The following is a 13,158-nucleotide window of genomic DNA, read 5'->3' on the forward strand; positions in this document are numbered from 1 at the left end:
TGCGACATTCGCTGTCGTGTCCCGGCGTGCCGCTCTCGCCTAAGCTTGGCGGGTCCAATTGTTTCGAGAGTTTTCATCCATGCAAGAACGCATCCCGGATGAGCTGACCCTGCCAGAGCTCACCCTGCGTGGCCTGATCCTCGGTGCGCTGATCACCGTGGTCTTCACCGCCTCCAACGTCTACCTTGGTCTGAAGGTCGGCCTGACCTTCGCCTCGTCGATCCCGGCGGCGGTGATCTCGATGGCCGTCCTGCGCTACTTCTCCGGCGCCAACATCCTCGAGAACAACATGGTGCAGACCCAGGCCTCGGCGGCCGGCACTCTGTCCTCGATCATCTTCATCCTTCCCGGCCTGCTGATGATCGGCTACTGGAGTGGCTTCCCGTTCTGGCAGACCGCGGCGATCTGCTCCATCGGCGGCATTCTCGGGGTGCTCTATACCATTCCGCTGCGCCGGGTGATGGTGGTGCAAAGCGAACTGCCGTATCCGGAAGGGGTGGCGGCGGCGGAAATCCTCCGGGTCGGCAGCGACGGCGCCGAGGACGAGGAAGACGCCCGCGCGCCGCGTGCCGCCGGTAACGCGCCGGGGCTCTACGACATCCTCGGCGGCGGCCTGGTGGCGGCGCTGTTCAGCCTCTGGAGCAGCGGCTTCAAGGTTCTCGCCGAAGGCTTCAGCGTCTGGCTCAGTGCCGGGCAGGCGGCGTTCCGCCTTTCCACCGGTTTTTCCCTGGCGCTGGTCGGTGCCGGCTACCTGATGGGCATCACCGCCGGCATCGCGATCCTCATCGGCGTGCTGATCTCCTGGGGCGTCGCGGTGCCGCTGCTGACCGTCAACAGCGTGCCGGCCGACGGCCAGAGCCTGTCGGACCTGGCCACCCAACTGTGGAGTTCGCAGGTGCGCTTCCTCGGCGCCGGCACCATCGGCGTGGCCGCGCTGTGGACCCTGGCGACCCTGTTCAAGCCGATGGTGCGGGGCGTCTGGGCCTCCCTCGGGGCAGTGCGCGGCAATAGCCAGGCGAACAGCCTGCGCACCGAGCTGGACATGCCGGCCAAGTGGATCCTGCTGATCGCCGGGATACTGCTGGTCTCGCTGTTCGTGGTCTTCAGCCACTTCCTCGGTGCCGCCGCGCCGGACATGGCCAGCCCGCAGTTCTGGAGTCTGGTGGCGGTATGCGTGGTGTTCGCCTTCTTCTTCGGCTTCCTGATCGCCGCCGCCTGCGGCTACATGGCCGGCCTGGTCGGTTCGTCGAGCAGTCCGATCTCGGGGATCGGAATCATCGCGGTCATCCTGGTGTCGTTGCTGATACTCGGCTTCGGCAGCATCGAGGGCGGCCTGCTGGACCGCCAGAACGGCAAGCTGGCGATCGCCCTGGCGCTGTTTACCACCTCGGTGGTGCTGGCCATCGCGGCGATCTCCAACGACAACCTGCAGGACCTCAAGACCGGCTACCTGGTCGGCGCCACGCCCTGGCGCCAGCAGGTCGCGCTGATCGTCGGCTGCATCGTCGGCGCGCTGGTGATCCCCCCGGTGCTGGAACTGCTCTACAGCGCCTACGGCTTCACCGGGGCCCTGCCGCGCGAGGGAATGGACCCCGGCCAGGCCCTGGCCGCGCCGCAGGCGACCCTGATGACGGCGATCGCCAGCGGGATTTTCCACGACGCGCTGAACTGGAACATGATCCTCATCGGCGTCGCCCTGGGCATCGCCCTGATCCTCGTCGACCTGCTCCTGCGCCGTACCGGCAAGGCCTGCCTGCCGGTGCTGGCGGTGGGCCTGGGGATCTACCTGCCGCCGACCATCGGCATGACCCTGGTGGTCGGTGCGCTGATTTCCTGGCTGCTGGAAAATGCCCTGAAGAAGCGTGCGGCGGCGGCCGGGGTCGACGAAGAGGCTTATGCCGAAGAGCCGAAGCGACGCGGCGTGCTGCTGGCTTCGGGGCTGATCGTCGGCGAGAGCCTGATGGGCATCCTGCTCGCCGGGGTGATCGGCGCCACCGGCGAGGACGCGCCGCTGGCGCTGGCCGGCGCCGGCTTCGCGGGCATCGCCCAGTGGCTGGGACTGGTGGTATTCGTCGCGATCTGCGTGCTGTTCTACCGGCGAGTGCTGGCGCGCTGAGGGATTCGCAGCTGCACGGGGATGGGATGTTGCCGCTAGCGTCATTCCCCGCGGTCAGGGACGGAGGATGAGGGAAGGGGCGCCCTGCGCGCCCCCTTTTCCTGCGCTCAACGCACCAGGTGCAGGAACTGCAGGTGCCGCTCGTACTGGTCGAGCATGTCGTTGATGATCTGCTCCTTGGTGTAGCCCATCAGATCGTAGTCCTGGCTACCTTCGGCGAGATGCACCTCGGCACGGAAGTAGCGGCGATTCTTCAGGTGCAGGCCGCCCATGCCGGCACGCGCGAAGGACGGCGTGAAGTAGCCGCGCATCAGCACCTGGTAGAGGAACCGATGCTGCTCGCCATGACCGATCTCCAGGCTCAGCGAGGCGTTGCCCGGGTCGAGCTGGGCGTCCACCGCCAGGCCCTTCTCGCGGAACACCTCGGAAACCTCGCTGATCGCCGGGCGCACCACGTCGTTCATGAAGCGGTACACCTCGTCCCGCGAGGGGAAGTGCACGGCCTGCGACAGGCGTCGCTTCCAGCCGCCGGAGCGCTTGCCGTTGCCGCTCATCAGCGGCGCCAGGGAGTGGCTCCGCGCCCGCTGGCGCTGCGACTCCATGTAGAAGGCCTTGTGCAGGCCCCACATCATCAATAGCAGGATCAGCGAGAAGGGCAGGGAGGTCAGCACCACCGCCGACTTCAGCGCGTCGATGCTGCCGGCGAACAGCAGCCCTCCGGTGACCAGCGCGGTGACCGAGCCCCAGAACAGCCGCAGCCACTTCGGTCCGTCGTCGTCGGCGCTGCCGCCGTGGGCGGAGAGGGTGGAGAGGACCACGGTGCCGGAGTCCGCCGAGGTGACGAAGAAGACGAAGCTGACCAGCACCGTGACGGTGATCACCGCGCGGCTCCAGGGGTAGTTCTGGAGCATCTGGTAGAGGGCCATCGACGGCTGCTCGATGGCCACCCGGCCGAGTTCGCTGGCGCCGCCGAGGGCCTGCTCCAGGGCGCTGTTGCCGAAGATCGACATCCACGCCAGGGTGAAGCCGAGCGGGATGAACAGCACGCCGAAGACGAATTCGCGGATCGTCCGGCCGCGCGAGATGCGCGCGATGAACAGGCCGACGAAGGGCGCCCAGGCGATCCACCAGGCCCAGTAGAACACCGTCCACGAGCCCAGCCAGTCGCTGGGACCACCGTAGGCGTAGAGGTCGAAGCTCTTGCCCGGCAGGTGGCCGAGGTAGTCGCCGACGTTCTGCACCAGGGTGTTGAGCAGGTGCTGGGTCGGACCGGCGAACAGCACGAACAGCAGCAGGCTGCAGGCCAGCAGCATGTTGATGTCGGAGAGGATGCGGATGCCCTTGTCGACCCCGGAGACCGCCACCGAGATCGCCGCGCCCATCATCAGCACGATGAGCACCATCTGCACCGCATGGGTATGCGGGATGGCGTACAGGTAGTCCAGCCCGGAATTGAGCTGGAGCACGCCGAAGCCCATGTCGGCGCCGAGGCCGAACACCGTGGCGATGATGCCGAAACAGTCCACCGTGTAGCCGATCGGCCCGTTGATGCGCTTGCCGATCAACGGGTAGAGCGCCGAGCGCAGGGCCAGCGGCAGGTTGTGGCGGTAGGCGAAGTAGGCCAGGGCCATCGCCACCAGGGCGAATACGCCCCAGCCGTGCAGGCCCCAGTGCAGGAACAGCAGTTCCATGGCCTGCCGCGCGGCTTCCTGGGTACCGGCCTCGCCTTGCGGCGGCTGGAGGAAGTGGGTCAGCGGTTCGGATACGCAGAAGAAGAACAGGGTGATGCTGATGCCGGCGGCGAACAGCATGCCGGCCCAGGACAGGTAGCTGAATTCCGGCTCGTCGTGGTCGGCACCGAGCTTGATCTTGCCGTAGCCGGAAAGCGCGGTGACCACCACGAAGATCAGGTACAGCGTCATCGCCAGCAGGTAGTACCAGCCGACGGTCTGCGAGGCCCAGGTCTGCGCGGCCAGCAGCCATTCGCCGGCGCGCTGGGGAAGCCGATGACCACTGCGGCGAACAGCAGGATCAGGATCGCCGCACCGTAGAACACCGGGGGATTCATGCGGATGGGCGTGGGGGTGGAGGGGGTGGCGGAGGGCGATTGTGCGTCAGTCAAAACAGGCTGGTCTCCTCGTCCTTAATTTGATCAAGCGTTCAATATAAACACGATCAAGGGCCCGGGAGCCAATCCTTCGGACGTATGGAAGCCTTCGGCGCCGCGCTTTTCCCGCACGTTCGCCGAAGGATTCCTTCAGTTCGCCGCCAGTCCCAGGCGCCGCCTTCCCACCTCCTCGTCGCCGCCTGCCTGCTCGGTGGCCAGTTGCAGGAGCAGGGCCTGTACCTGCTCCAGCGACGGCGCTCCGGCTTGGCCGAGCAGGCGCCGCAGACCGGCCAGCGATGGGTCTGGCGTTGCCCCGCCAAAATTCAGATGCTGCGGCAGGATTTCTTCCTTGTCGCTGACCAGCAGGGCGAAGTGGACGACGTTTTCCAGCTCGCGGATGTTGCCTGGCCAGGGATAGCTCTCGAGGACCCGCTGGGTTTCCACGCCGATGGTCGGCACCGGCAGGTCCAGGCGCTGGGCATAGACGCCGATGAAGTATTCCGCCAGCGGCAGGATGTCTCCCTGACGTTCGCGCAATGGCGGCAGGCTCAGGCGGCCGTCGTGCAGGTATTGTTGCAGGCCGGCCAGGAACTTGCCGGCGCGCACCGCCTGGTCCAGGTCGACGCTGGTGGCGGTGACCAGGCGCACGTCATGGGGAATCGGCTGCTGCGCGCCGACCCGCAGCACCTCGCGTTCCTCCAGCGTCTGTAGCAGCCTGGCCTGCAGCGTCAGCGGCAGGTCGGCGATCTCGTCCAGGTACAGGGTGCCGCCATTGGCCGAACCGAACCAGCCGGCGCGGCTGCCGACCGGGCCGTTATGGGCGCCGGGAGCGTAGCCGAACAGCTCGGCTTCGGCATGGTTGCGACTGAGGGCGCTGCAACTGACCGCGACGAACAGACCGGCGCGTTCGCTGTGGCGGTGGATCTGCCTGGCGAGCAGCTCCTTGCCGGTGCCGGTCTCGCCTTCGATCAGCACCGGCTGGCCCTGTGGCGCGAGGCGCTCGAGTTCTTCGCGGACCCGGTGCGAGCGTGGGTCGAAGAACACCAGGGCCTTGGCGCGGATGCTCAGCGGACTGCGGTCGGCGTCGGGGAAGGTCAGCGGCGCGGGGCGTGGTTTCTCGCTCATGGGTAACTCCTTGGCGGCACGGGGCGCCTCCAGCGCCTGCGCCGTGACGACGGCCGGAACGGCTGCGGGCGGGGGCCGTTGCGGAAAAAGAAACGCCGGTGCAAGCCATGCGACACCGGCGTGAACAAGGGGCGCTGCAACGGCGCCCAGCGTGGGAGTCGGGACGGGCTGGGGTCAGAAGGCCGGGACCACCGCGCCGGCATATTTCTTCTCGATGAAGGCTTTCACTTCCGGGCTGGTCAGCGCGGCGGAAAGCTTCTTCAGGGCGTCGCTGTCCTTGTTGTCCGGACGCGCCACCAGGTAGTTCACATAGGGCGAGTCGCGGTCTTCCAGGACCAGCGCGTCCTTGGCCGGGTTGAGCTTGGCCTCCAGCGCGTAGTTGGTGTTGATCAGGTCCAGGTCGACCTGGTCCAGCACGCGCGGCAACAGGGCCGATTCGAGTTCCTTGAATTTCAGGTTCTTCGGGTTCTCGGCGATGTCCTTGGGCGTGGCCAGGGCGTTGTTCGGATCCTTCAACTTGAGCAGGCCGGCCTTCTGCAACAGCAGCAGGGCGCGCCCGCTGTTGCTGCCTTCGTTGGGGATGGCGACGGTGGCGCCGTCGGGCAGCTCGGCCAGCGACTTGTATTTCCTCGAATAACCACCGAAGGGCTCGACGTGTACGCCGACCACGGTGACCAGGTTGGTGCCCTTGCCTTTGTTGAAGTTCTCCAGGTACGGCAGGGTCTGGAAGTAGTTGGCGTCCAGGCGCTTCTCGGCGACCTGCACGTTGGGCTGCACGTAGTCGGTGAACACCTTGATCTGCAGGTCGACGCCTTCCTTCGCCAGGGTCGGCTTGATCAGCTCGAGGATTTCCGCGTGGGGGATCGGCGTGGCGGCGACGAGGAGCTTTTCCGCTGCGTTGGCGGAAACGCTGATGACGGAGGCCAGGGCAGTCAGCAGGAGCAGTTTTTTCATTCTTCGATCCTTGTAGGGCGATGTCCGCCGCTGCGTTCAGGGCGGTGAAGGAGGGGCGCCAACACGCGAGGGGCGGCTTGAAGGGGAGAGTAGCGACTCTTTTTATTCCATAAAAATATTATTTGTTTATTTTTATATTCTATTAATGAATATGAGAGAGCTGAGGCAATTTGTCTCGCGACAACCGACCACAGCAGGACGGTCTAGGCTAACGGGTAAGATTTTCGTACCGAATTGCTCTGCATCAAGGCGGGCGGTCCGGGAATCTGCTTGCGACCCTTCCCGCATTCCTGCCATCCAGGGCTGCGGTCGCTTTCCAATGACAAGAACGATAGCTGAAGGATGTGTTCCAAAACCTTGCGTAGCGTTGCGCGTGAGGAAGCACGGCCGAATCCGCACGTAAGCCGGAAGGGCCGAGAACCTGAAGAGGAGTTGCCATGTTCGGATTGGAGGCTATCGACCTTGCCCGCATCCAGTTCGCGTTCACCGTGTCCTTCCACATCATCTTCCCGGCGATCACCATCGGGTTGGCCAGCTACCTGGCCGTACTGGAAGGCCTCTGGCTGAAAACGAACGAAGAGGTCTACCGCGACCTCTATCATTTCTGGTCGAAGATTTTCGCGGTCAACTTCGGCATGGGCGTGGTGTCCGGGCTGGTCATGGCGTACCAGTTCGGCACCAACTGGAGCCATTTCTCCGACTTCGCCGGGTCCATCACCGGTCCGCTGCTGACCTACGAGGTGCTCACCGCGTTCTTCCTCGAGGCCGGTTTCCTCGGGGTCATGCTGTTCGGCTGGAACCGCGTGGGACCGGGCCTGCATTTCTTCGCCACGGTGATGGTGGCGATCGGCACGCTGATCTCGACGTTCTGGATCCTCGCTTCCAACAGCTGGATGCAGACCCCGCAGGGCTTCGAGATCGTCGACGGCCGGGTGATCCCGGTGGACTGGGTGGCGGTGATCTTCAACCCGTCGTTCCCCTACCGCCTGCTGCACATGTCGGTCGCCGCGTTCCTCGCCACCGCCTTCTTCGTCGGCGCCTCGGCCGCCTGGCACCTGCTGCGCGGGCGCGACAACCCGGCGATCCGCAAGATGCTCTCGATGGCCATGTGGATGGCGCTGATCGTCGCCCCGGTACAGGCGCTGATCGGCGACGCCCATGGCCTCAACACCCTGGAGCACCAGCCGGCGAAGATCGCCGCGATGGAAGGCCACTGGGACAACAGCAGCGGCGAGCCGACCCCGCTGATCCTGTTCGGCTGGCCGGACATGCAGCGCGAGGAAACCCGCTTCAAGGTGGAGATCCCGGTGCTCGGCAGCCTGATCCTCAAGCACAGCCTGACCGAGCCGATCCCGGCGCTGAAGGACTTCCCGCCGGAAGACCGGCCGAACTCCACCGTGGTGTTCTGGTCGTTCCGGATCATGGCCGGCCTCGGCATGCTGATGATCCTGGTCGGCGTCTGGAGCCTGTGGCTGCGCTGGCGCGGCCAGGACAAGCTGTTCAACTCGAAGGCCTTCCTGCGCCTGACCCTGCTGATGGGACCGTCCGGCCTGATCGCGATCCTCGCCGGCTGGTTCACCACCGAGATGGGCCGCCAGCCCTGGGTGGTCTACGGGCTGATGCGCACCGCCGACGCCTCCTCGGCACAGAGCGTGACGCAGATGAGCCTGACCCTGCTGACCTTCGTGGTGGTGTACTTCTCGCTGTTCGGCGTCGGCATCGGCTACATGATGCGCCTGGTGCGCAAGGGCCCGGTCACCCATGAGGGACGCGAGACCAACCCGGGAGGCGCCGGGCAGAAGCGCACGCCGGCGCGGCCGTTGTCGGCCGCCGGCGAAGGTTTCGACGAAGAGCACGACGGCCACGCGCAAGCGGCCGACCGCGACCAGGACAAGAGGAACTGAGACATGGGTATCGATCTTCCCCTCATCTGGGCGGTCATCATCATCTTCGGCATCATGATGTACGTGGTGATGGACGGCTTCGACCTGGGCATCGGCATGCTCTATCCGTTCTTCAAGGACAGCGGCGACCGCGATGTGATGATGAACACCGTGGCGCCAGTCTGGGACGGCAACGAGACCTGGCTGGTGCTGGGCGGCGCGGCGCTGTTCGGGGCCTTCCCGCTGGCCTACGCGGTGGTCCTGTCGGCGCTCTACCTGCCGTTGATCTTCATGCTCGTCGGGCTGATCTTCCGCGGCGTCGCCTTCGAGTTCCGCTTCAAGGCCAAGCCGGCCAAGCAGCACATCTGGGACAAGGCGTTCATCGGCGGTTCGCTGGTGGCGACCTTCTTCCAGGGCGTGGCGCTGGGCGCCTTCATCGAAGGCATCCCGGTGGAGAACCGCAGCTTCGCCGGCGGTTCGCTGGACTGGATCGCGCCGTTCCCGCTGTTCTGCGGCCTGGCCCTGATCGTCGCCTACACCCTGCTCGGCTGCACCTGGCTGATCATGAAGACCGAAGGCCGCCTGCAGGAGCGCATGCACGACCTGGCGCGCCCGCTGGCGCTGGTGCTGCTGGCGATCATCGGGGTGGTCAGCCTGTGGACGCCGCTGGCCCATGCCGAGATCGCCGCACGCTGGTTCAGCCTGCCGAACCTGTTCTGGTTCCTGCCGGTGCCGATCCTGGTCCTGGTGACCTTCTATGCGCTGCTGCGCTCGGTGGCCAACAACGACCACGTGAAGCCGTTCGTGCTCACCCTGGTGTTGATCTTCCTCGGCTACAGCGGCCTGGGGATCAGCCTGTGGCCGAACATCATCCCGCCGGCGGTGAGCATCTGGGAGGCCTCGGCGCCGCCGCAGAGCCAGGGCTTCATGCTGGTCGGCGCGCTGTTCATCATTCCCTTCATCCTCGGCTACACCGCCTGGAGCTACTACGTGTTCCGCGGCAAGGTGAAGCACGGCGATGGCTATCACTGAGGAGGCGCCGCATATGGTCCGTACGCCGAGTCATCCCGAACGAGATAGCGCGGCCAAGCCACCGCTCTGGCGACGCCTGGCCTGGCTGGCGGGTATCTGGACCGCCAGCGTGCTGGCCCTGGGCGTCGCCGCCTGGCTGATGCGCCTGTTCATGAGCGCGGCGGGGCTGGGCGTTCCGCACTGATCGACGATCCCATCCGGGCGCTCCGGCGCCCTTTTCCGAGAGCCCTCCGCTGGAGGGCTTCTTTTTGTCCGCCGATCCGCCAGTGCTCGGTGTTGCGCCGTAGGGCGTCAATCCTCGCGTTCCCGCCTTGCACCATCCAGGCCGGTTCGGCGGATAACCGCGCTGCGGTTATCCGCCCTACGGGAGCGGCGGATGCGCCCTACTGAAGCCTTGGTAGGGCGAATAACGCCGCAGGCGTTATCCGCCGATTCGCCATTGCTTGGCGTTGCGCCGTGGGGCATCAGTCCTCGCGGCCCCTGACCCGTGCCAGTTGCTCCAGTCGCCCCAGGTAGTCGCGCGGGGTTTCGCCGAGCAGGCGGCGGAACATGCTGCTGAAGGCCCGCGTACTGCCGTAGCCGAGGTCGCGGGCGACCACCTGCACGCTGTCGCCGGCCAGCAGGCGCGGCAGGGCTTCGGTCAGGCGCAGTTGCTGGCGCCACTCATGGAAGCTCATCTGCAGTTCCTGGGCGAACAGCCGCGCCAGGGTGCGCGAGCTGGCGCCGACCCGCAGGCCCCAGTCATCGAGGGTCAGCCCCAGTTCCGGCTGTTTCAGCAATGCCTGGCAGATCGCCTGCAAGCGGCGGTCGCGGGGCATCGGCAGGTACAGCGGCATCCGTTCGAGGTTGGCGATCTCGCTGAGGATCAGCCCTTGCAGGCGCTGACGGAAGTCGTCCAGGCGCGGCTGGCTCTCGAGGTGGATGGCGCGCAGGATCATTTCCCGCAGCAGCGGCGTCACCGCCAGTACGCAACAGTCGCTTAGCGGTGTCGGCGTTTCGGGTTGCTCGATGAACAGGGTGCGCATGTGCACCTCGCCGGACATGAATATCTCGTGCTCCACCCGGGGCGGAATCCATACCGCGCGGGTCGGCGGGATCACCCAGGCGCCGTGGTGGGTGGCCAGGCGCATCAGGCCGCGAGCGGCGTAGAGGAACTGCGCCTGCGGGTGGAAATGCCGCCCCAGGTGATGGCCGTCGGGGAAGTCGAGGGAGATGGCCGCCAGCAGGCCGTCCGGGCGGTGCTCGATCAGCATGTCCGTTTCGATGACCTCGCTGTCCTGTCTGCGCTTTTCGGTCAACCTATCATGCCCGGGTCATGACGCCCATTCCTCACCGACCATTCAGACCGCACGCCATGAACCGACCTCGAACCGTTATCCGCTTCATCAACGCCGCGCATGTCATCGACCACATGTTCATGCTGATCTTCCCCGCCGCCGTGCTCGGCATGGCCGGCAGCTTCGACCTCGACTACGCCGGTCTGATCGGCCTGTCGCTGGGCGGTTTCATCGCCTTCGGCGCCTGTTCGCTGCCGGCCGGCTGGCTGGGCGATACCTGGAGCCGGCGGCGGATGATGCTGCTGTTCTTCTTCGGCATCGGCGCCGCCGCGCTGCTCACCGGGCTGGCCGGCAGCGTACCGATGCTGGTGACCGGGCTGACCCTGATCGGGGTGTTCGCCGCGATCTACCACCCGGTCGGCACCGCGATGCTGGTGGCACACGCGGAGAACCGCGGCCGCGAGATCGGCATCAACGGCATGTGGGGTAACCTCGGGGTCGCCTTCGCCGCGCTGCTTACCGGCTTTCTCACCGCGCACTTCGGCTGGCGCGCGGCGTTCATCCTGCCCGGCGGGGTGGCCATCCTGCTCGGCATCGGCTTTTTCTTCTGCGTGCGCGAGGAGCCATCGCCGCACCTGTCGGCCAAGGCCGCGGCGCGTGGCGTGGACAGCGAGGGTCTGTCGATGCGCCGGGTGTTCGGCGTGCTGGCGCTGGTCACCGCCACCGGCGGGGTGGTGTTCAACGCCAGCACCGTGACCTACCCGAAGCTGTTCCAGGAGCGCCTGAGCGACTTGCTGGCGTCGCCGCAGACCCTTGGCGTGGTGGTCAGCCTGGCCTATGCCTTCGGCGCGGTGGCGCAACTGATCATGGGCCGCCTGATCGATCGCCTGAACCTGAAGTTGCCGTTCGTCTTCCTCACCTTCTGCCAGGTGCCGCTGCTGCTGGCCCTGGCCTGCGGCCACGGCAGCGCGGTGGTACTGTTCGGCGCGCTGTTCATGTTCGCGGTGTTCGGCCAGGTGACGGTGAACGATGCGATGGTCGCCCACTTCGTCGCGCCGCAGTGGCAGGCGCGGGTCTTCGCCCTGCGCTATTTCCTGTCGTTCGGCGCCAGCGCGGCGGCGATCCCGATGATCGCCTACCTGGAGCCACGGCAGGGGCTGCTGGGGTTGTACCTGGTACTGGCGGGCTTCGCCGCGCTGACCTTCGCCGCGGCGCTGGTGTTTCCGCGTCCGGCGCGCAGCGCCGCGGTGGGCACCTGAGGAAGAGGGCGCCCGGACAGTGCGAGCCGGCCGGGCGCCGATGGCTCAACGCCGTATCAGAGCAGTTCGAGCGCCACGGCGGTGGCTTCGCCGCCGCCGATGCACAGCGAGGCGACGCCGCGCTTGCCGCCTTTCTGGCGCAGGGCGTTGATCAGGGTGAGGATGATCCGCGAGCCGGTGGAGCCGACCGGATGGCCCTGGGCGCAGGCGCCGCCATAGACATTGACCTTGGCATGATCGAGGCCGTGTTCGCGCATGGCGAGCATGGTGACCATGGCGAAGGCTTCGTTGATCTCGAACAGGTCGACGTCGTCCTTGTTCCAGCCGGTCCTGGCGAACAGGTTGGTCATCGCGCCGATCGGCGCCAGGGTGAACTCGCTCGGGTCCTGGCTCTGGGTGGCATGGCCGACGATTCGCGCCAGCGGCTTCAGGCCACGGCGCTGGGCTTCCTCGGCGGTCATCAGGACCAGCGCGGAGGCGCCGTCGGAGATCGAGCTGGCATTGGCGGCGGTGATGGTACCGTCCTTGCGGAACGCCGGCCTGAGGCTCGGGATCTTCTCCAGGTTGGCGGTCAGCGGTTGCTCGTCGTCCTTCACCACGCTCTCGCCCTTGCGGCTGGTGACGGTGACCGGGACGATTTCCGCCGCCAGCGAGCCATCGGCGATGGCGGCCTGGGCGCGCTTGAGCGATTCGATGGCATAGGCGTCCATCTCCTCGCGGGTCACGCCGTACTTGTCGGCGGTCTCCTGGGCGAACGAACCCATCAAACGGCCGGTACGGGCGTCCTCCAGGCCGTCGAGGAACATGTGGTCCTTGATCTCGCCGTGGCCCATGCGCAGGCCGCTGCGGGCTTTCTCCAGGACATAGGGCGCGTTGGACATGCTTTCCATGCCACCGGCGACCATCACCTGGTTGGTGCCAGCCTTGAGCAGGTCGTGGGCCAGCATCACCGCCTTCATCCCCGAGCCGCACAGCTTGTTGATGGTGGTGCAGCCGGTGGCGGCGGGCAGGCCGGCCGCCAGCGCGGCCTGGCGGGCCGGGCCCTGCTTCAGGCCGGCGGGCAGGACGCAACCCATGATCACTTCCTGTACGTCCTCGGCGGCGATGCCGGCGCGCTGCACCGCTTCGCGGATCACGACGGCACCCAGGTCGACCGCGGAAACGCCGGCCAGGCTGCCCTGGAAGCCGCCCATGGGAGTACGGGCGCCGGCGACGATGACGATATCGGACATGGAACGTTACCTCTTGTTCTGGATAGGGTCTGAACGATTCAGTGGGCGGATTCTATCTTGTGACCGGGAGGCTCCGAAAGGTCACGGGGCAAATCACTCTTTTGACTGATGAACAAAGCCCGCCGACGGCTCTAGAGTCGGCCTCATCCTGACAACGAACCCGCTCCCAGGTG

At 66.4% G+C, this 13,158-nt stretch carries 9 protein-coding genes and 1 pseudogene; 5 read left to right on the top strand and 5 right to left on the bottom strand.

Annotated features, from left to right (window positions below):
• The first annotated feature begins 79 nt into the window (after positions 1 to 79).
• Complete coding sequence (locus LE197_RS34210) at positions 80 to 2,116, top strand: OPT family oligopeptide transporter (protein ID WP_023128625.1); 2,037 nt, start codon at positions 80 to 82, stop codon at positions 2,114 to 2,116.
• Positions 2,117 to 2,223: 107 nt separating this feature from the next.
• Here the strand turns inward: LE197_RS34210 and betT are convergent.
• The 3 genes and pseudogenes from betT to LE197_RS34225 form a co-directional block, all read right to left on the bottom strand.
• Positions 2,224 to 4,184: pseudogene (gene betT / locus LE197_RS34215) on the bottom strand (choline BCCT transporter BetT).
• A 189-nt stretch (positions 4,185 to 4,373) separates the two neighbouring features.
• Complete coding sequence (locus tag LE197_RS34220) at positions 4,374 to 5,348, bottom strand: sigma 54-interacting transcriptional regulator (protein ID WP_196752365.1); 975 nt, start codon at positions 5,346 to 5,348, stop codon at positions 4,374 to 4,376.
• Positions 5,349 to 5,522: 174 nt separating this feature from the next.
• Complete coding sequence (locus tag LE197_RS34225) at positions 5,523 to 6,302, bottom strand: MetQ/NlpA family ABC transporter substrate-binding protein (protein WP_003118275.1); 780 nt, start codon at positions 6,300 to 6,302, stop codon at positions 5,523 to 5,525.
• A gap of 437 nt (positions 6,303 to 6,739) precedes the next feature.
• Between LE197_RS34225 and cioA the strand changes: the two genes are divergently transcribed.
• The 3 genes from cioA to LE197_RS34240 are packed head-to-tail and all read left to right on the top strand — an operon-like array spanning position 6,740 to position 9,401.
• Positions 6,740 to 8,206, top strand: a complete 1,467-nt coding sequence (gene cioA, locus LE197_RS34230) for a cyanide-insensitive cytochrome bd quinol oxidase subunit I (RefSeq protein WP_003093054.1) — start codon at positions 6,740 to 6,742, stop codon at positions 8,204 to 8,206.
• A gap of 3 nt (positions 8,207 to 8,209) precedes the next feature.
• Positions 8,210 to 9,217: a cyanide-insensitive cytochrome bd quinol oxidase subunit II gene (gene cioB, locus LE197_RS34235; RefSeq protein WP_003093053.1), complete on the top strand. Its 1,008-nt coding sequence runs from the start codon at positions 8,210 to 8,212 to the stop codon at positions 9,215 to 9,217.
• Positions 9,218 to 9,230: 13 nt separating this feature from the next.
• Positions 9,231 to 9,401, top strand: a complete 171-nt coding sequence (locus LE197_RS34240) for a DUF2474 domain-containing protein (protein WP_003093052.1) — start codon at positions 9,231 to 9,233, stop codon at positions 9,399 to 9,401.
• A gap of 280 nt (positions 9,402 to 9,681) precedes the next feature.
• Here the strand turns inward: LE197_RS34240 and LE197_RS34245 are convergent, their stop codons facing one another.
• Positions 9,682 to 10,470: an AraC family transcriptional regulator gene (locus tag LE197_RS34245; RefSeq protein ID WP_004345774.1), complete on the bottom strand. Its 789-nt coding sequence runs from the start codon at positions 10,468 to 10,470 to the stop codon at positions 9,682 to 9,684.
• A gap of 101 nt (positions 10,471 to 10,571) precedes the next feature.
• Between LE197_RS34245 and LE197_RS34250 the strand changes: the two genes are divergently transcribed.
• Positions 10,572 to 11,753: an MFS transporter gene (locus tag LE197_RS34250; RefSeq protein WP_023128626.1), complete on the top strand. Its 1,182-nt coding sequence runs from the start codon at positions 10,572 to 10,574 to the stop codon at positions 11,751 to 11,753.
• A 56-nt stretch (positions 11,754 to 11,809) separates the two neighbouring features.
• Here LE197_RS34250 and LE197_RS34255 read toward each other — a convergent pair whose 3' ends face one another.
• A complete protein-coding gene (locus LE197_RS34255) occupies positions 11,810 to 12,985 on the bottom strand; it encodes an acetyl-CoA C-acyltransferase (protein WP_015502389.1) in 1,176 nt (391 codons plus the stop codon).
• Positions 12,986 to 13,158 lie beyond the last annotated feature (173 nt).

It is taken from the genome of Pseudomonas sp. PS1(2021) (genome assembly GCF_020405165.1).
Taxonomy (GTDB): domain Bacteria; phylum Pseudomonadota; class Gammaproteobacteria; order Pseudomonadales; family Pseudomonadaceae; genus Pseudomonas; species Pseudomonas aeruginosa.